We start from the raw sequence: 18,854 nt of genomic DNA, 5'->3' as shown, positions 1-18,854 counted from the left end.
CCGGCCCGCACCGGGCCCGTTCCGATCCGACCCTCCCCGTCCCGCTGCATACCGCCCCGTCTCGCTCCGACCCGCTCCGACCCGCTCCGAGTCCACCGTCCCCGGACGGATCGAGGGAGGACCGCCCGTGTACATCGCCGCCACCCGGCGCGCGGACCAGGCCGGTGGGATCGCCTCGGCCCGGACGCCGCGCAGGTTCGCGCGCAACGTCCCGGCCAACGTGCTCGCGCTCGGCGCCGTCAGCCTGGTCACCGACGTCTCCTCGGAGATGGTCACCGCCGTACTGCCCACCTACTTCGTCCTCACCCTGGGTCTGAGCCCGTTGCAATACGGCCTCCTGGACGGCACCTACTTCGGCGTCACCGCGTTCGTCCGTCTGCTCGGCGGCCAGGTGGCCGACCGCACCCGCCGGCGCAAGCTGGTCGCGGGCACCGGGTACGGACTCTCCGCCGTATGCAAACTCGGCCTGCCACTGGCCGGTTCGTCGGTCACCGGGCTCGGCCTGGTACTCGCGGCGGACCGCACCGGCAAGGGGCTGCGTACCGCGCCGCGCGACGCGCTGATCACCCTCAGCACCCCGGCACCCGACCTGGGTCGGGCGTTCGGCGTGCACCGCGCGATGGACACGATCGGCGCCTTCCTCGGCCCGCTCGCCGCGTTCGCCGTGTTGTGGGCCACCCACGACGCGTACGACGCCGTGTTCGTGGTGAGCTTCTGTGTGGCCGTGTTCGCGGTGCTGCTGATGGCGCTGTACGTGCGCGACCACCGCGAACCGGCCGGACCCCGGCGCGAGTCGTCGCTGCGGGCCGCGTTCGCGCTGCTGCGCTTGGGTCCGTTCCGGCGCACCTGCGTGGCCGCCACCCTGCTGGGGCTGCTCACCGTCGGCGACACGTTCGTGTATCTGGTCCTGCAACAGGGCTTCGACATCCCGCTCCGATACTTCCCGTTGTTGCCGCTGGGCACCGCCGGGGCCTACCTGCTGCTCGCCGTGCCGCTCGGTCGGCTCGCCGACCGGGTCGGCCGATTCCGCGTCTTCCTCGGCGGGCACCTCGCACTGCTCGCGGCCTACGCGGTGGCCGCCGCGCCCACCGGCGACCGCACCCCGGGCACACCGCTGTTGTGGACCGTGCTGCTGAGCGTGCTCGTCCTCCAGGGCCTGTTCTACGCCGCCACCGACGGCGTGCTGATGGCCGCCGCCGGACCGCTGCTCCCGGTGCACCTGCGCACCAGCGGTCTGGCCCTGCTCCAGACCGGTCAGGCCGGCGCCCGGATGGTGTCCTCGGTGCTCTTCGGCGCGGCCTGGACGTTGTGGGGTTCGCGCCCCGCACTGCTCGCCATGGGAGTCGGGATGGCCGGCTGCCTCGTCCTGGCCCGGCGGTTGTTGCCGTCGCGGTCCCCGCTCCCGGAGGTGACCGGATGAGGCGCGCCCTGGCGTTGCTGCTCGGCCTGTTGGTGCTGGCCGGAGTGGGGGTCGGGTACTCGACCTTCGCGGCCGGCCGCGAGGAGGACGCGACGGTCGAACGCCGGCCGCTGGACCTGACCGCGGGCGGGCAGTTGGTCTTCGTGGACACCGACCGCGGCGGCGGCCGGCGCACCGTGGCCGCGACCGGGATCGACCCGGCCGGCAACACCGGTCCCTCCCGGATCGACAGCGGGCTGCGCTGCGAACGCTTCGCCGTCGGCGCGGGCACCGGGGTCTGCCTGCAAACCCGAGGCGGCCCGCTGCCCGGCACCGACGCGCTGATCGTGGACGGCTCGATGAACGTGCGACGCCGGATCGAACTCGCCGGCACGCCCAGCCGCGCCCGGGTCTCGGCGAGCGGACGCATGGTGTCCTGGACCGTCTTCGTCACCGGCGAGTCCTACAACAAGACCGGATTCTCCACCTGGACCGGCATCCTGGACACCCGCACCGACTACACGCTGATCAACATCGAGGCCATCCCGCTGACCGTCGACGGCAAGCGCTACCGATCCGCCGACGTCAACTACTGGGGCGTCACCTTCGCCGCCGACGACAACCGCTTCTACGCGACGGTCTCCACCAAGGGACGCACCTACCTGGTCGAGGGCGACTACGCGAACTGGGAGGCGCACACGGTACGGGAGAACCTGGAATGCCCGTCGTTGTCCCCGGACGGCACCCGAATCGCGTTCAAGAAGCGCTCCGGCAGCACCACGTGGCGACTGCACGTGCTCGACCTGGCCACGATGCGCGAGACCCCGTTGGCCGAGCGCGCGAACGTCGACGACCAGGCGGCCTGGCTGGACGACCACACCGTGATGTATGGGCGGGACAAGAACGTCTACGCGGTGCCCGCCGACGGAACGGGCGCCCCACGCCTGCTCGCCGCGAAGGCGGCCTCACCGACCGTCCTGCGCTGACCGGTGGACGCCCGAGCCGAGGCCCGGCCACTACTCCCGGCCCGGGGGTAGTGGCCGGCCGACGGCGGGGTCAGAACCGGCAGCTCACGCCGGAGAAGTCGCACGTGGCGTTGGTGACCGGGTCCTTGAGCTCGAAGTAGAGCGTGAGTTCCTCGTGCGGCTGTAGGGGCCGCGTCGACGTGGCGGTCGCCACCGTGCTGCCGTACTGCGCGGTGAGGCCGCCGTTCCCGTCCGCGCGGAAGACCGTGAACCGTGAACCCGACACGGTGACCGTCAGCTTCCAGGACTTGAGTGGGCGGTCGGTCGGGTTGATCACGTCGATGTATCCGGTGGTGGCGAACCGGTCGACCATCACGGCGATCTCGCCGGGTTGCGCCTCGCTCGCCCGCGGCGTGCCCACGGGTGTCGCGCCGGGCGCGGTCGCGGACTGCGGCACGCCGGGCGGCTGCGCGGGGACGCCCGGGGGTTGCGCCGCCCCGGATGACGCGCCGGGCTGTCCCGGCGCGGGTGCGGACGACGACGCGGAAGGCGCGGGCGACCCCGACGCGGTGCCGCTCACCGTGCCGCCGGCCCGCGGCGTGGCGCCCGTCGGCGCGGGGCTGCCGGACCCCGCGACGACCCCGCCGCCGACGGGAGTGCCATCCGCCGCCGAGGTGGCGTCCGGGGCCGAGGACCGCGCGCCGCGCTTGTCATCACCCGCGAACAGCCAGGCCCACGACGTAATCAGAAAGCACACGATCACCACGACGATCAACGGGATCGCCACACCGCCGGCGGTTCCGTCGCGTCGCTGCCGGCGCCCACCGTCGGCTGCCGCTTCGTCGTCCCCACGCCGACCCACGTCCCACCCGTTTTCTCGTCGCTGCCGTACCCGGCGCGGGAAGTCGGAAAGCACTCGGCGCGCGGAGGCACTCCCATACCCGTCTGACTGCGGACGAGCGCGATGCTGCCCGACACGCCGATCACCCCACAAGCCGAAGCGCGCGGAAGCGGCATCGCGTTCCGAACAGTGCGGCCCTCGACGACCTGCATCATCAAAACGTCAGCGAAACGTCAGCGGGAGGGCACCGCGAGACATGGCGGCTCGCTTCGGAGTCCCCGCACTGGTGCCGCGCCCGGCACTAGCGTCCGGGTTCCTCGTCCTTCAGCCCCTGGCGAATCTCCTCGCGCAGTTCGGGTGAGTCGGTATGCCCGTGCACGGTCTGGGCGTGCTGGGCGGCGGCCAGGACGACCTCGTCCTCGGTCCCGGCGATGGTGAGGCTGCATCCGGACTCACTGGGAAAGTCCCGGCAATCGACGACCTTGCGCATGGCGTCCTCCCGGACTGGATGTCGTCCCCGAGCGGCATGACCTCGGGTCGGACGGCGCGAGGCCATGGTCATAGTTTAGAACGTTTTGTGGTGATATTGGGCCGGTCCGGTGGTCGGCACGGGCCGCCGAGCGGGGTGGGTCGGCCCCGCTCGGCGTACCCGTCGTGCCGCGCCGAGTCGGCGTCAGCCGTTGGCGAATTCGTGGACGCCCCACCAGCCGCTCTCGTCGCGGTATATGCCGATGCCCGCCTCGGTGTGGCCGGGGTCGGTCTGGTTGCGATAGTGGCCGGGGCTGTGCCGCCACATGTCCTGGAACTTCTCGGCGGCCTGCCGGGCCGTCATGGCCGGATCGCCCCACCAGACGATGTTCTCGGCCACACCCGTGCGGGCGCCGGTGACCAGCGCGTCGGCCTCGGCGCCGGAGTGGGCGAAGCCGGTGCGCCGCATGTGTTCGGCCCACTTGCGGGCGAAGTCGCTCAGGTCGGTGCTCGCCCGGAGCGGTCGCAGCCCGACCTTCGCGCGTTCGGCGTTGAGCAGTTCCAGCGACATCGCCTCGGCGTCGGCGATCGACTGCGAGGCGGGACGGTTGCCGCGCACGGTCGGGTCGGCACCGGGCGGCCCGTCCGGCGTGGCCGGGCCGGTGGGCCGGGCGCTCTTCCCGGGTTGAGCCTTGCCGTCCGTACCGCCGGCGCGGCTCGCGGAGGTGGACGGGGTCGGCTTGCGTGTCACGGGCGCGGTGCCGGTGCTCGGGCTCGTCGTGCCGGCCGAGGCCGGCGGCGCGGCGGTGGTCGGCGCGGTCGTCGTGGCCGGCGCGGAGGCGGTATCGGTCGTCGTGGTCGTGGCTCGGGTCGCCCCGTCGTGCCGCTCGGCGGACGAGCCGCAGCCGGTCACCACGAGGGCGGCCAGCGCGGCGGCGAGCGTGGTGCACATGACCCGGTGGTGTCGGTACTGCCGGTACTGCACGATGCGCAACTCCTCGAAACGTACGGCTCGTCGACCGGCACGGACGCCGGGACACCTGGGAGAGCCGAGGAGCACGGATGGATAACGGAAAACGGCGCGGCTTTCCTCGATCGCCAATCGTCGCTCGGGAATCGTCGGTCGCCAGTCGGCTCGACCACGCCCCGCCCGTCGGCCCGCCCGTCGCCCTGGCCGGCGAGCAGGCCGGCAGACGGGCAGGCCTGGCAGGCCCGGCAGGCCCTGCAGGCCATGAGCGGGCATGCGGGTCACGCCGGAGTGGCGAAGACCTGGGTCCACCACGTGTTGCCGCCCGGACCCACCGTGACCCCGACACCGATGTCGGTGAAGCCGCAATCGAGGATGTTGTCCCGGTGGATCGGGCTGCCCAGCCACTGCCCGACCACGTGCGAGGCGTCCTGGCGGCCCCGGTCGAGATTCTCGCCCCAGGATCGCCAGCGGTAGCCGGCGGCGGTGATCCGGCCGTCGGCCCGCACCCCGTCCGGGTTGACGTGGTCGTAGAAGCGCCGGGCGAGCATGTCGTCGGAGTGTTTGCGGGCGACGGTGCGCAGTCGCTCGTCGACGCGGACCGGGGTGCAACCGTGTTCGGCCCGGGCGGCGTTGACCAGGTCCACGACGGCGCGTTCGAGCCGGGCCCGGGTGTCGACGGCGGCGGTCGTCCGGGTGGCCGGCGGTTCCGTCGAGGCCGGGGGCGTACCGGCCGGCCCGGTGGTCGGTGGCGGGTCGGTCGACGGTGTTGTGCTCGGGAGCCGGGCCGCGTCGACGGCGGGCGGGCTGGGGGCCGGATCGGGCGCGCCTTGCCGCGGTCCGGCGTGGTGGGGACGGTCGACGAGCAGAACCACGGCCAGTACGACGAAGCCGATCGCGGCGGCGACGCCGGCCGCGACCCGGCGGGGTCGGCGAGCCGGACGCGGTGCGGCGTGGCCGGGAGCGGTCGGCCCGACCTGGGCGGATCCGGCAGCCGGGTCGGCGGTGACCGCCGGGTTCGGGCCGGCGAAAGGGCCCGGGTCCGCGAGAGGACTCGGGTCCGCAAGGAGACCCGGGTCGGCAGTCGCCCCCGGGTCGCCGAGCGGCTGTGTGAAGGCGACCGCGCCCGGCCCCGCCGCACCGGTCGCCGCCGCCCATGGCGCCTGGGCGATCAGCCGCAGCAGTACCGCCGTGGGCGGCAGCAGCGCCAACCCGGCGAGCAGGCCCTCGACCGGGGCCAGGCCGTGGCGATGCGCGCCGCACGTACCGCACGCGCGTGCGTGGCGGGAGATGCGCTTGCGCCACAGCGGTGTCGGTCGACCGTCCCAGGGCGTGATCAGCGCGGCCACCTCCGCGCAGCGCGGGTCGGCGGCGAGCGCGCGGACCACCACGCGGGCCGCCTCCAACTGCTCCTTCATCCGCTGGACCCGGACCGCCACATGCGTCGCGGGCAGGTCGAGGGCGGCGGCGAGTTCGGCGCGGGTCAACGTGCCGGCCGCCTCCAACCACCACAGGGCGAGCAGTTCGCGGGTGTCCGGGTCCAGCCAGCGGGTCGCCTCGGCGACGTCCCGGCGCTGTCCGGACAGGCCCAGGCGCAGGATGGTCAGGTCGGCGAAGTCGCCCGCGGGATCCGGGTACTCGGCGATCTCGTCGAGCGCGGTCGTGGTCGTACGGCGGGCGTATCGACGGCGCACCTGGTTGATCGCGATGGCCACCAGCCAGGAGCGGAAGCGCTCGGGATCGCGCAGGCCGCCGAGGCCGGACACCGCGCAGAGCATGGTCTCCTGCACGACGTCGTCGACGTCCGCGTGCCCGTCCAGCGCTCGGCCGACGATGTTGTACACCAACGGCAGCCACCCGGCCACCAGTCGATCGCGGGCACACAGATCACCGCCCTGGGCCGCGACGACCAGGGCGGTGTTGTGCTCGTAGTCCACGTACATCCACTTTCCTCGACCGGCGTGACGGGCCCGATCCCGTCCATCCGCCACTCGGGAGAGCCCCCGGGTCGGCGCGGATAACGGAAATCGCCGGACGAGTTCCGAACGTACAGACCACACGCCGACGGCCGGACCGCGCCCCGGGGAGCGACGGCGGGCCGTTCGTGCACGGCATGTACGCGCACGCGCGCCGACGACCGGGCCGCACCCCGGACCGACCGCCCCGGACCACCCCGGGAGCGCCCGCTCGCGCCGTCGGCCCCGGGGCGAACACGCGCCCCGCGGGTCAGTGCGGCTTGGCCGCCAGCAGGTCCTCGACCCGCGAGCGCACCTCGGCGTTGTCCAGACCGCGGATGGTCACCGTGGTGCGCCGGCGCAGCACGTCGTCCACGGTCATCGCCCACTCGTGGTCGCGGGCGTAGGCGACCTGGGCCCAGATGTCCGGGCCGTCCGGGTGGATGCGCTCGCCGAGTCCGCGGTCGGCGCGGACCAGCGCGGCCAGGTCGTACGCGAGGTTGCCGTAGTGCGACGCCAGGTGGCGGGCCACCACCGGGTCCACGCCGTCCTCGGCCGTGGCCTCGCCGAGCAGCCGGTGCGCCACCGCCTCGGGGTTGGCCGAGCCGGGCAGCGCCACCCGGCGCAGCGGGGTCGCCATGTCCTGCTCCAGGGCCACCACGCCGGCCTTGGCCAGCTTGTCCAGCACGGTGCGGCCGATGTGCCGGTAGGTGGTCCACTTGCCGCCGGCCACCGACAACATGCCCCCGCGCCCCTCGGTGACCACGGTCTCCCGCTTGGCCTCGCTGGTGGCGCCGGCGCCGCCGGGCAGGACCCGCAGACCGGCGAACGCGTAGGTGATGTCCTCGCGGCGCAACTGCGCCGGGTCGACCGCGCTGCCCGCCTCGTCCAGGATCTGCGCGATGTCGGCCTCGGTCGGGGAGACCTTGCCGGGGTCGCCCTCGTAGGCCTCGTCGGTGGTGCCGAGCAGCAGGTGCTCCTCCCACGGAATCGCGAAGGACACCCGGTACTTGTCGATCGGGATGGTCAACGCCGCGCGCCACGGCTGCTGTTGGCGCAGCACCAGGTGCACTCCCTTGGACAATCGGATGCTCGGCTCGGCCGTCGGGTCCTCCATCCGGCGCAGGTGGTCCACCCAGGGGCCGGTCGCGTTCAGCACGACGCGCGCGTTCACCCCGAATTCGGCGCCGTCCAGCCGGTCGCGCAGTTCGGCGCCGATGACCCGGCCGCCGGCGTCCTTGCGCAGGCCGACCACTTCGGCGTGGTTGAGCACGACCGCGCCGGCCTCGACCGCGGCCCGGACGGTGGTCACCGCGACCCGGCTGTCGTTCATCTGGTGGTCGCCGTACACGGCCGCGCGGCGCAGGCCCTCCGAGCGCAGCGCCGGCACGAGTTCGAGCGCGTTCTCGGGGCCGATCACCTTGCCCATGCCGTCACCGAACGCGGACAGGGCCGAGTACAGAAAGACGCCGGCGCCGAGCTTGGCCGCGCCGTGCGGGCCGTCCTTGTAGACCGGGACCAGGAAGGACAGCGGTCGGACCAGGTGCGGGGCCACGTCGCGGGCCAGCGTGCGGCGCTCGCGATGGTTCTCCGCGACCAGCTTGAGGTTGCCGGTCTGCAGATAGCGCAGGCCGCCGTGGACGAGCTTGGAGGACGCGGACGAGGTGGCGCCGGCGAAGTCGCCGGCGTCGATCATGGCCACCCGCAGGCCGGTCTGGGCCGCGGTCCAGGCGACCGCCGTGCCCAGGATGCCGCCGCCGATGACGAGCAGGTCGTGGGTGCCGCGCGAGAGTTCGGCGCGGCTGTGGGCACGAACGGGAACGGTCGGATCCGTGGCGGTGCTCATCACACGTCTTCTTTCCACTGGGCCGGCTGTGGTGCGGGGGGACGAGGTCCCGGTCCGAATTTCCGTGGTCGGCATTGTCGAACGACGAACGACAGTTTTCATCGTCGGTCGGGTGATGGTCAAGCGCGCCGGTCGACCGCCCCGGTCCGAAGCGGGAGGTCGAGTCGCGCCTCAGTACGGAAATGTCGCACCCAGGTCACGCGAGATGGCACGAGCCGCGTCCCGGACCGAGGCCACCAGCGTGGGTCGCGGCACCCCGTCGGCGACGATCCGCTCGACCGCGCCGCTGATCCCCACCGCGCCCAGCGGCGTGCCGCGCCGGTCCCGGATCGGCGCGGCGATGCCCGCCAGGCCCAGGACCGACTCCTCGACGTCGCACGCCCACCCGCGTTCGCGCACCGTCACGCTCTCCGCGTCCACCGCGACCGGGTCGACCAGGGTGCGCGAGGTGAACGCGACCGGGTCGGTCTCGTCCAACTCGGCGCGCGCGGCCGGGTCCAGCGCGAGCAGGACCTTGCCCCACGCGGTGGAGTGCAGCGGCAACATCGCGCCGATTTCCAGCACCTGGCGGCTGTCGTCCGGCCGAAAGACGTGGTGGATGACCAGGACGCCGCCCTTGTGCAGCACCCCGATGCGCACGCTCTCGCCGCTCGCGCGGGCCAGGTCGTCCGCCCAGACCAGGGCGCGGGCGCGCAACTCGTGCACGTCCAGGTAGGAACTGCTGAGCCGGAGCAGCTCGGCGCCGAGCTGGTACTTGCCGCTCTTGGGGTCCTGTTCGACGAACCCCTCCTGGTGGAGCGTGCGCAGAATGCCGTGCGCGGTGCCCTTCGCCAGACCCAGAGTGGTGGCCACTTCGCTCAGACCGAAGCGCCGTTCGCCGCCGGCGAGCAGCCGCAGGATCGCCGCTGCGCGTTCGAGCGACTGGATGGGACCGGGCATACCAACTCCTCCATCGAAGATCAGGTTGGCAATCAAGATCGGGTTGGCAATGTAGAACAGCGGTCGCACACACGCCGGCCACGTCCACCACCCTCCCGCCGGGCCCGGCGCTCGCGGGGAGGTTCGGAAACGAGATGTTCACGGACTCTTGACGGCGGCGCAACCCGCAGAGAACACTGCCGGACAGCGGTCGTCAATGTCGAATGCCAGTCAGAGTCATCGAATGGACGGGCCCGGACGATTCCGGGCCGAGCGTGGTCGGGCCCGCCCCGCCGCGCGCACCCCACACGGCACGGCATTCGCCGGCCTCCCCCGGCACCGCCTCATGTGGTCCGGATTCCCGCATCCCCGCACGGCGCGCCGACCCGGCGCGCCGTGTGCCGTCCGGCGCCCGGTTCCGGCGTCGATCCATCAGCGCGGTAGGCATCAGCGCAGTCAGAAGGGGTCGTGTTGTGACAAGCGACAAGATCTTCATCGGTGAGACCTTGGGTACGGCCATCCTGCTGCTCATGGGCGTCGGTGTCTGCGCCGCGGTCACCCTGAACCGGTCCAAGGCGCAGAACGCGGGTTGGCTGGCGATCGCCTTCGGCTGGGGCTTCGCGGTCCTGGCCGGGGCGTATGCGAGCGTGTCCCTGTCCGGAGCGCATCTCAATCCCGCCGTGACACTCGGGATAGCCGTCAAGACGGGAGAATGGGACAAGGTGCCGGTGTACCTCGCCGGGCAGTTCGTCGGGGCGGTGATCGGCGCCGTGCTGGCCTGGGCGACCTACCTGGGACAGTTCAAGGAGCACGGCGAACCGGTACTCGGGGTATTCGCCACCTCGCCGGAGATCCGCAACCCGATCCAGAACGTGATCACCGAGACGATCGCCACGACCGTGCTGGTCATCGTGATCCTGACCCAGGGCCTGACCGACGGCCTCGCCCTCTCCGGCACCGGCATCCTGATGACCGCGCTCCTGGTGGTGGGCATCGGCCTGTCCCTGGGCGGTCCGACCGGCTACGCCATCAACCCGGTCCGCGACCTGGGCCCGCGCCTGGCACACTCCCTGCTGCCCATTCCCGAGAAGGGCGGCTCGGACTGGGCGTACGCGTGGGTCCCCGTGGTCGGCCCCACCCTCGGCGGGCTGGCGGCCGGCGGCCTGTACCGGCTCGCGTTCTGAGTCCGCACATCCGTACCGACCCCGACCTTTCCCTCGGATCCTTCGGAAGAGGAGCCATGTCCGACACCTACATCGCCGCGATCGACCAGGGCACCACGTCCAGCCGATGCATCATCTTCGGCGCGGACGGGCGCATCGTCGCCGTCGACCAGCGCGAGCACCGGCAGATCTTCCCGCGTCCGGGGTGGGTCGAGCACGACGCCGCCGAGATCTGGAGCGTGGTGCAGGCGGTGGTCGCCGGCGCGCTCGCCCAGGCCGGCATCCGCCGCGAGCAGATCCGCGCGCTGGGCATCACCAACCAGCGCGAGACCACCGTGTTGTGGGATCGCCATACCGGCGTGCCGGTGCACAACGCGATCGTGTGGCAGGACACCCGCACCGACGCGCTGTGTCGCGAGTTGGGCGGCAACGTCGGCCAGGACCGCTTCCGGGTGGAGACCGGGCTGCCGCTCGCCAGCTACTTCGCCGGACCCAAGATCCGCTGGCTGCTCGACAACGTCGAGGGGCTGCGCGAGCGGGCCGACCGGGGCGACATCCTGTTCGGCACGATGGAGTCCTGGGTGGTGTGGAACCTCACCGGCGGCCCGGACGGCGGTGTGCACGTCACCGATGTCACCAACGCCTCGCGCACGATGTTGATGAACCTGGAGACGCTGGACTGGGACGACCGGATCCTGCGCGCGATGGACGTGCCGCGTTCGCTGCTGGCCGAGATCCGCTCCTCCTCCGAGGTGTACGGCACCGCCCGGGGCATCCTGGAGGGCGTCCCGGTCGCCTCCGCGCTGGGCGACCAGCAGGCCGCGCTGTTCGGGCAGACCTGCTTCGAGGAGGGCGAGGCCAAGAGCACCTACGGCACCGGCAGCTTCCTGCTGATCAACACCGGATCGCGGATCGTGCAGTCGCACCACGGCCTGCTCAGCACGGTCGGCTACCGGCTCGGCAAGGCGGCGCCGGTCTACGCGCTGGAGGGCTCGATCGCGGTCACCGGTTCGCTGGTGCAGTGGATGCGCGACCAGATGGGGCTGATCTCCACCGCGGCCGAGATCGAGACGCTGGCGCTCACCGTGGAGGACAACGGCGGGGCCTACTTCGTCCCGGCCTTCTCCGGCCTGTTCGCGCCGTACTGGCGCTCGGACGCGCGCGGTGTGATCGCGGGTCTGACCGCGTACGTGAACAAGGGACACATCGCGCGGGCCGTGCTGGAGGCCACCGCGTGGCAGACCCGCGAGGTGGTGGACGCGATGGAGCGCGACTCCGGGGTCAAGCTCGCGACGCTCAAGGTGGACGGCGGCATGACCGCCAACAACCTGCTCATGCAGACCATCGCCGACGTGCTGGACGCCCCGGTGGCCCGCCCGTTCGTGGCCGAGACCACCGCGCTGGGCGCCGCGTACGCCGCCGGCCTCGCGGTCGGCTACTGGCCGGACCTCGACTCGCTGCGGGCGAACTGGCACCGCGCGGCCGAGTGGACCTCGCGGATGGACGACGCCACCCGCGACCTGGGATACCGCAACTGGCGCAAGGCGGTGGAGCGGACGATGGACTGGGTCGAGGAGGGCGACGCCCAGCCCGGACCCGACGCCTGACCCACGCCGCCGGCGACGCGCGGGGGTGCCGAGGATTTCCCTCGACACCCCCGTACGCGCGTCGCCGACCGGCCGCTCACCACCCGGCCGCGTCCGTCCCGGGCCCTGGCGAGGCCGACGGTTCGCGGACACGGGGCGCGGAGCGCGGCTCGGGTTCGCTTCCGTCACCCCCAACGGCCGCCGGATCGCCCGCCCGGTTTACCACCCTCGCGCGCGGCCACAGTCCTCCCATGGCTCCACGACGCACCGACTCCGCCCCACCCCCGCCCGCCGCCGACCCGGTGGCCGCGCTGGATCGCATCGCCTACCTGCTCGAACGCGATCAGGCGCCCACCTATCGGGTCAAGGCCTTCCGCACCGCGTCCGCCGTGGTCGCCGGGCTCGACCCGGACGACCTGCGCCTGCGGGTGGAGCGGCACACGCTCGGCGACCTGAAGGGCATCGGTCCCAAGACGGCGGACGTGATCGAGCAGGCGCACGCCGGCGGCGTACCGGGCTACCTCGCCGACCTCGAAGCCCGCCCGTCGCCCGTGCCCACCGACGGCGCGGCGCTGCTCGCCGCCCAGCGCGGCGACTGCCACATGCACTCCGACTGGTCCGACGGCGGCAGCCCGATCGAGCTGATGGCCCGCACCGCGCGGGATCTGGGCCACGAGTGGGTGGTGCTCACCGACCACTCGCCCCGGCTGACCGTGGCCCGCGGTCTGACCGCCGAACGGCTCCGGGCGCAGTTGGACGTGGTGGCCGAGATCGCCGCCGAACTGGCCCCGTTCCGCCTGCTGACCGGCATCGAGTGCGACATCCTCGACGACGGTTCGCTCGATCAGGAGCCGGAACTGCTCGACCGCCTGGACGTCGTGGTCGCGTCCGTGCACTCCAAGCTGCGGATGGACGAGCCGGCGATGACCCGCCGACTGCTGGCCGCCGTGCGCAACCCGCGCGTGAACGTGCTGGGTCACTGCACCGGACGGCTGATCCAGGGCAAACAGCGCCCGGAGTCCGCCTTCGACGCCGACGCGGTGTTCGCCGCGTGTGCCGAGTCGGACACCGCCGTGGAGATCAACTGCCGCCCCGAGCGCAGCGATCCGCCGTCCCGGCTGCTCCGCGGAGCGCTCGCCGCGGGTGTGTTCCTCTCGATCGACACCGACGCGCACGCGCCGGGGCAACTCGACTGGCAGGGCTACGGGTGTGCCCGGGCCAAGGCGTGCGACGTGCCGGCCGACCGGGTGATCACCACGTGGCCGGTGGAGCGTCTGCTCGCCTGGACCGGCGCGTCCCGCTGACGCCACCCTCCCCGCGACGCCTGTCGCCCCGCCGCCGCTCAGGCCGAGTCGGCCGCGGCGTCCGCCTCGGCGGCCGCCACCGCCCGCCGCCGCCCGATCACCGCGGCCGCCGCCGCGGCGCTGCCGGTGAAGGCGAGGCCGACCACCCACGGGCGGTCGAGCACATGACAGGTCAGATGGTCCACCGAGAACCGCCCGGGACCCGCGACGCCGAGCCCGGCCGCGACGAAGCCGAGGAACGCCGGGTACTCGAAGCCGCCCGATTGGGCGAAGAAGCCGGCCGGCGCGTGTACCGCGACCGCGCCCGCCATCGCACCGGCCGCCGCCGCACCCGCGGCGGGCGTGGCCAGACCGAGCGCGAGCAACACGCCGCCGCCCGCCTCGCCCAGCCCGGCGGCGATCGCACTGTGCCGACCGGGCCGAAAGCCCATGTGCTCCATCGCCGAGCCGGTGCCGGCCAGGCCGTGCCCGCCGAACCAACCGAACAACTTCTGCGCGCCGTGCGCGAACAGCACGCCACCGGTGCCGACGCGCAACGCGAGCAGACCCACGTCCTTGCGCACGGACTGGCGCGTGCGCCTCGACAGGGGATTGCGAATCGACACGGGGCTGTGCACGGACAGGGGCGGATGGAAGGACACACACATGAGGGACTCTCTCTCCTGTTTCGGATTCGGTGCCCGCGAAAGCGGCTTCGCCGGTGCCCGCGGCTCGGATTCACCGCACCCGGGCGCGGGCTCGGATTTCAGTGCTCGCGGGCGCGGCTGGGCTGTACCCGAGGCGGCTCGCCGGGCATCTTGGGGTGGTCCGGCGGGTACGGCATGTCACCCACGCCGTGGTCGCGGGCCTGTCGGTCGGCCAATTCGAGCGCCGGGCGCAGATCGAAGGCGTGCTCGGGCATGTCCGCGTGCACGTCGCCCACCCGGGCGTAGCGCTCGGGCATGCTGCCCAGGTCGAAGTCGTCGGGGTGCGCGTCGTCGACCTCCTCCCAGGTCAGCGGCGCCGAGACGGTCGCGCGGGCGGTGGGGCGCGGCGAGTAGGCGGCGGCGATGGTGCGGTCGCGGGCCATCTGGTTGTAGTCCACGAAGATGCGTTCGCCGCGTTCCTCCTTCCACCACGCGGTGGTCACCCGATCGGGCATCCGCGCCTCGAGTTCGCGGCCCAGCGCGATCACCGCGCGCCGCACGTCGGTGAACTCCCACTCGGGGCGCACCGGCACGTACAGGTGCAGGCCGCGCCCGCCGGAGGTCTTCGGCCACGCGGTCAGCTCGTACGCGGCGAGCACCTCGCGCATCGCGTGCGCGGCGCGGACCGCGTCGGCGAAGTCGGTGCCCGGCTGCGGGTCGAGGTCGATCCGCAGTTCGTCGGGGTGTTCGGTGGCGCTGCGCCGGACCGGCCAGGGGTGGAAGGTCAGGGTGCCCAGGTTGGCCGCCCAGACCAGCGCGGCCACGCTGTCCGGGGCCATCTCGTCGGCGTATCGGCCGCTGGGGAAGGTGATCCGGGCGGTGGGGATCCACTCCGGCAGGTACTTGGGCACCCGCTTCTGGAAGAACGACTCGCCGTCCACGCCGTCCGGGAAGCGTTGGAGCGTGGTGGGCCGATCCCGCAGACCGCGCAGCAGTCCGCCGCCGACCGCGATCACGTAGCGGACCACGTCCCCCTTGGTGAAGCCGCGTGCGGGGTAGTAGACCTTGTCGATATTGCTCACCCGGACGGACCTGCCGTCGACCTCGAACTCCTCGGCAGCGCTCATCCCTCAGGGTAGGCAGATTTGCCCTGATTCGTCCCGATGGCATACCGCCGGTCGGCCGCTGCGGAGGCGACCCGCGGAGGGCCCGCGCACACTGAGGCGCATGCGCCTTCCCGTGATGCCCCCGGTCAAGCCGATGCTCGCCAAGGCGGCCGCGCGGATTCCCGCCGGTCTGCACTACGAGGCCAAATGGGACGGGTTCCGGGCGATCGTCTTCCGCGACGGTGACGAGGTGCTGATCGGCAGCCGCAACACCAAGCCGCTGGATCGTTACTTTCCGGACGTGGTCGACGCGGTGCTGCGGCTGCTCCCGCCGCGCTGCGTACTGGACGGCGAACTGGTCATCGCCCGGGACGGGCGGCTCGACTTCGATCGGCTCCAGGACCGGATCCACCCGGCGGCCTCACGGGTGCGCCATCTGGCCGAGACCACCCCCGCGTCGTTCGTGGCGTTCGACCTGCTCGCGCTGGGTGACGACGACTTTCTGCCCCGGCCGCTGACCGAGCGCCGGGCCGCGCTGGAGCGGGCGCTGGCGGACGTGCCGCCGCCGATCCACCTCGCGCCGGCCACCACCGATCCGGCCGAGGCGCAGGACTGGTTCGACCGGTTCGAGGGCGCGGGCCTGGACGGCATCGTGGCCAAGGACCCGGCCGGGCCGTATCTGCCGGACGTGCGGGCGATGGTCAAGGTCAAGCACGAGCGCACCGCGGACTGCGTGGTGGCGGGCTATCGCGAGCACAAGTCGGGCCCGGTGGTGGGTTCGCTGCTGCTGGGCCTGTACGACGACCGGGGTCGGTTGCAGCACGTGGGTGTCAGTGCGGCCTTCACCGCCGCGCGGCGGGCCGAGCTGGTCCAGGAGTTGGCGCCCTTTCGCATGGCGGATCCGACCGGGCACCCGTGGGCGCACTGGGCCGAGGCCGAGGCGCACGAGGCCGACCGGCTGCCCGGCGCGGTGACCCGCTGGTCGGGCGGCCGGCTCTCGGACTGGGTGCCGCTGCGACCGGAATCGGTCTGCGAGGTGGCCTACGACCACGTCCAGGGCGACCGCTTCCGGCACACGACCCGGTTCCGCCGGTGGCGCACCGACAAGGACCCCGCCGACTGCACCTACGAACAGCTCGCCGAACCGGCCCGGTACGACCTGGCCGACGTGCTCGGCACCCGCTGAGGCACCCGGGCCCGCCCGCCGTCACCGCGTCCGGCGGCGACGGCGGGCGGTGTGCTCAGCTTCGGGCCAGGTCCACGAACAGCGCGCTGGACCAGCCGAATCCGGTCGTCGCACGCCCGGCCCGGCTCCCGGTCAGCGGGTTCCAGTACTCGTACAGCCCGCCGCCCTCGGCCACCATCCGCACGGTGCGCTCGGTCAACTCGTCGGCCACGTCCGGGTATCCGGACCGGCGCAGGCCCTCGATCAGCAGGTAGTTGACGTTGAGCCAGACCGGTCCGCGCCACATCGCCTCCGGGTCGAACGTCGGATCGTCGAACGCCACGGTCGGTACCGGGCGTTCGCCCCAGAAGCTCGGCGAGCGCAGGTCCGCCACCAGCCGGTCGGCGATCTCGCGCGGGAGTCGTCCGGTGAGCAGCGGCAGTAGTTCCAGCGGTGTGCGGACCTCGATCACGCGTCCCGCCGACACGGTGGTGAATCGCTCGCCGTCCCACCGCCGGGACACCAGGAGTTCGGTGTGCGCGGCGGCCCGCTCGTGCCACGTCTCGGCCTCCTCGACCCGGCCCAACTCCTGGGCGATGTCGCCCAGTACGTCGAACTGGAGTGCCAGGTAGGCGTTCAGGTCCGGCGGTTCGGCCCGCGGGCCGTAGTCCCAGACGGGGCTGTCGTCCAGCCCGCTGGAGTACGGGTGCAGGTATTCGGCCAGGCCGTCGCCGTCGGGGTCGGAGTGGGTCAGCCACCATTCCTGGGAGCGGGCGATCGGCTCGTACACCTCGGCCAGGAAGGCGAGGTCGGGCGCGGCCCGGTGGATCTTCCAGACCGCCCACGCGGTCAGCGGCGGCTTGGTCACCGGGACCACCTCGCCGGCCGCGGCGGACGGTGCCGCTTCCTCGCCGAGTGCCTGGCCGACGTGCTCGGCCAGCCGGGCCCGGTCCGAGCGCGGCAGGTCGGTGGTCTCCGCCAACACGCCCTCGTCGTGCACGACATCGGGGATCAGGCCGTCGGCGCGCTGGTGCGCGAGCAGGATCCGGATCTGGTCCCGGGCCAGTTCGGGATCGCCGTGCCGCAGCGCGATGGCGTGGAAGTAGGAATCCCAGTTCCACACGCCGACGTAGCCGAACCTGGACGGGACCAGGCCCTCCCGGCCGCCCGCGAAGCGGATCGGCAGCAGGTTCACGCCGAGCGTCCACCACGCCATCGCGGCCCGTTCGCGCAGGTCCGCGCGGATCGCCGGCATGCGCTCGAACCAGGCGCTCCAGCGCGCGCCGGCCGCGGCCAGGACGGCGGGCCCCTCCACGCGCGTGTCCTCGCCCACCAGCACCCGGCAGCCCTCGATCGCGGCCTCGTGCGCGACGCCGTCCGCCGTCCGCCAGCGCGCCCGGGCACCCGTGCCGGTCACCACGAGCGTGTCCGGGTCGGCGAAGGCCAGGTGCACGCCGCCCGCGAAGGAGATCCGGTCCGGGTGCGCGGCCCGGATCGGCAGCAAGTCGCCGCCCGCCGACTCGATCCGCAGCCCGGTCAGCACGGTCGTCTCGGCGAGTCGCCTCTCGTACTCGGACCGGGCGACGCACAGGTCGCCGTCCTCCCGCGCCACCACCAGGAGCCGCGAACCCCGGTCGGTGAAGGGGCGTTCGCGCAGGTCCAGCGCGACCCGGTCGAGCAGGTCGCGGTCGTGCGCCGTCATCTCAGCGGCCTCCCATGCCGGATGCCGCCATGCTGCTGATGATCCTGCGCTGCCCGATCACGAACGCGATCAGCATGGGCACCACGGAGATCGTCGAAGCGGCCAGGAGCATGCCGTAGTCCAGTCCGCCGTGCTGGCCCTTGAACGAGGCGAGCAACATCGGAACGGTGAATTTGTCCTCGGAGTTGAGGAAGATCAACGGGTAGATGAAGCTGTTCCAACTGCTCAGGAAGACGATGATGCCCAGCGCGGCCATGCCGGGCCGGATGTTGGGCAGCACGATCCGGGTGAAGATCGTCCACCGGTTCGCGCCGTCCAGCCGGGCGGCCTCCTCCAGTTCGATCGGCACCGCGCGGATGAACTGGCGCATCATGAACACCGCGAACGGGTTGGCGATGGCGGGCAGGATCAGCGCCAGGTGGGTGTCGATCCAGCCGAGGTTCGACAACATCACGTACAGCGGCACCAGGGTGACCTGGGTCGGCACCATCTGGGTGAGCAGGAAGATCACGAACAGCGTGCGGGAGAACGGGAATTCGATACGGGTGAAGGCGTAGGCCGCCATCGACGCGGTGAGCAGCGTCACCACGACGGTGATCATCGCGATGTAGAAGCTGTTCCAGTAGGCGCGGCCGAACGGCATCGCGTCGAAGGCGTCGGGGAAGTTGCTCGCGCGCCAGGGGTCCGGCAGCCAGGCCAGCGGATCCTGGATCATCTGCCCCTCGCTCTTGAACGCGGTGAGCAGCATCCACACGAACGGGAACGTCATCAGCAGCCCGCCCACGATGAGCAGGGTGTGCAGTGCGACGGTGCCGAAACGTCGGCGGATGGCAGTGACCATCA

General features: G+C 72.5%; 16 protein-coding genes. 6 read left to right on the top strand and 10 right to left on the bottom strand.

The genetic code is table 11. The features are described 5' to 3' along the window. Nucleotides 1-127 precede the first annotated feature (127 nt). Nucleotides 128-1,420 (top strand): MFS transporter, encoded by a 1,293-nt coding sequence (locus tag OG948_RS32750; protein ID WP_406299930.1) that lies wholly within the window; start codon nt 128-130, stop codon nt 1,418-1,420. Beyond that, on the top strand, nt 1,417-2,385 hold the full coding sequence (locus tag OG948_RS32745; protein WP_406299929.1) for a hypothetical protein: 969 nt from the start codon (nt 1,417-1,419) through the stop codon (nt 2,383-2,385). The genes OG948_RS32750 and OG948_RS32745 overlap by 4 nt, the downstream gene beginning before the upstream one ends. 70 nt (nt 2,386-2,455) lie before the next feature. On the opposite strand, the gene OG948_RS32740 is transcribed toward OG948_RS32745, so the two are convergent. The 6 genes from OG948_RS32740 to OG948_RS32715 all read right to left on the bottom strand — a co-directional run bounded on the left by OG948_RS32740 (nt 2,456) and on the right by OG948_RS32715 (nt 9,380). Beyond that, on the bottom strand, nt 2,456-3,151 hold the full coding sequence (locus OG948_RS32740) for a hypothetical protein (RefSeq protein ID WP_406299928.1): 696 nt from the start codon (nt 3,149-3,151) through the stop codon (nt 2,456-2,458). A gap of 355 nt (nt 3,152-3,506) precedes the next feature. Beyond that, on the bottom strand, nt 3,507-3,695 hold the full coding sequence (locus tag OG948_RS32735) for a DUF1059 domain-containing protein (RefSeq protein WP_406299927.1): 189 nt from the start codon (nt 3,693-3,695) through the stop codon (nt 3,507-3,509). 183 nt (nt 3,696-3,878) lie between these two features. After that, nucleotides 3,879-4,658: a CAP domain-containing protein gene (locus tag OG948_RS32730; RefSeq protein WP_406299926.1), complete on the bottom strand. Its 780-nt coding sequence runs from the start codon at nt 4,656-4,658 to the stop codon at nt 3,879-3,881. 263 nt (nt 4,659-4,921) lie between these two features. Next, on the bottom strand, nt 4,922-6,583 hold the full coding sequence (locus OG948_RS32725) for a sigma-70 family RNA polymerase sigma factor (RefSeq protein ID WP_406299925.1): 1,662 nt from the start codon (nt 6,581-6,583) through the stop codon (nt 4,922-4,924). 283 nt (nt 6,584-6,866) lie between these two features. Next, the gene (locus tag OG948_RS32720; protein ID WP_406299924.1) at nt 6,867-8,441 is read right to left on the bottom strand and encodes an FAD-dependent oxidoreductase; all 1,575 of its coding nucleotides are present in this window, start codon (nt 8,439-8,441) and stop codon (nt 6,867-6,869) included. Between the two features lie 171 nt (nt 8,442-8,612). Beyond that, nucleotides 8,613-9,380, bottom strand: a complete 768-nt coding sequence (locus OG948_RS32715; RefSeq protein ID WP_406299923.1) for an IclR family transcriptional regulator — start codon at nt 9,378-9,380, stop codon at nt 8,613-8,615. A 452-nt stretch (nt 9,381-9,832) separates the two neighbouring features. On the opposite strand from OG948_RS32715, the gene OG948_RS32710 reads away from it, so the two are divergent. The 3 genes from OG948_RS32710 to OG948_RS32700 all read left to right on the top strand — a co-directional run bounded on the left by OG948_RS32710 (nt 9,833) and on the right by OG948_RS32700 (nt 13,412). Next, nucleotides 9,833-10,543 (top strand): MIP/aquaporin family protein, encoded by a 711-nt coding sequence (locus OG948_RS32710; RefSeq protein WP_406299922.1) that lies wholly within the window; start codon nt 9,833-9,835, stop codon nt 10,541-10,543. Between the two features lie 56 nt (nt 10,544-10,599). Beyond that, nucleotides 10,600-12,129, top strand: coding sequence for a glycerol kinase GlpK (glpK, locus tag OG948_RS32705; RefSeq protein WP_406299921.1), 1,530 nt, complete (start codon nt 10,600-10,602; stop codon nt 12,127-12,129). 230 nt (nt 12,130-12,359) lie between these two features. After that, nucleotides 12,360-13,412: a PHP domain-containing protein gene (locus tag OG948_RS32700; protein WP_406299920.1), complete on the top strand. Its 1,053-nt coding sequence runs from the start codon at nt 12,360-12,362 to the stop codon at nt 13,410-13,412. A 38-nt stretch (nt 13,413-13,450) separates the two neighbouring features. Here the strand turns inward: OG948_RS32700 and OG948_RS32695 are convergent, their stop codons facing one another. Both OG948_RS32695 and ligD read right to left on the bottom strand, forming a co-directional pair. Next, complete coding sequence (locus OG948_RS32695; RefSeq protein ID WP_406299919.1) at nt 13,451-14,059, bottom strand: DoxX family protein; 609 nt, start codon at nt 14,057-14,059, stop codon at nt 13,451-13,453. Between the two features lie 98 nt (nt 14,060-14,157). Beyond that, entirely contained in the window at nt 14,158-15,165 is a 1,008-nt protein-coding gene (gene ligD / locus OG948_RS32690; RefSeq protein WP_406299918.1) for a non-homologous end-joining DNA ligase, read from the bottom strand. Nucleotides 15,166-15,265: 100 nt separating this feature from the next. On the opposite strand from ligD, the gene OG948_RS32685 reads away from it, so the two are divergent. Further along, nucleotides 15,266-16,330, top strand: a complete 1,065-nt coding sequence (locus tag OG948_RS32685) for an ATP-dependent DNA ligase (protein WP_406299917.1) — start codon at nt 15,266-15,268, stop codon at nt 16,328-16,330. Nucleotides 16,331-16,385: 55 nt separating this feature from the next. Here OG948_RS32685 and OG948_RS32680 read toward each other — a convergent pair whose 3' ends face one another. Both OG948_RS32680 and OG948_RS32675 read right to left on the bottom strand, forming a co-directional pair. Continuing rightward, nucleotides 16,386-18,011: an amylo-alpha-1,6-glucosidase gene (locus OG948_RS32680; RefSeq protein WP_406299916.1), complete on the bottom strand. Its 1,626-nt coding sequence runs from the start codon at nt 18,009-18,011 to the stop codon at nt 16,386-16,388. A 1-nt stretch (nt 18,012) separates the two neighbouring features. Then, on the bottom strand, nt 18,013-18,852 hold the full coding sequence (locus OG948_RS32675) for a carbohydrate ABC transporter permease (protein WP_395867239.1): 840 nt from the start codon (nt 18,850-18,852) through the stop codon (nt 18,013-18,015). Nucleotides 18,853-18,854 lie beyond the last annotated feature (2 nt).

The organism is Embleya sp. NBC_00888 (assembly GCF_045207655.1).
Taxonomy (GTDB): domain Bacteria; phylum Actinomycetota; class Actinomycetes; order Streptomycetales; family Streptomycetaceae; genus Embleya.
Note: the sequence above shows the minus strand (reverse complement) of the source record. Positions and strands in the feature narration are given on the sequence as shown.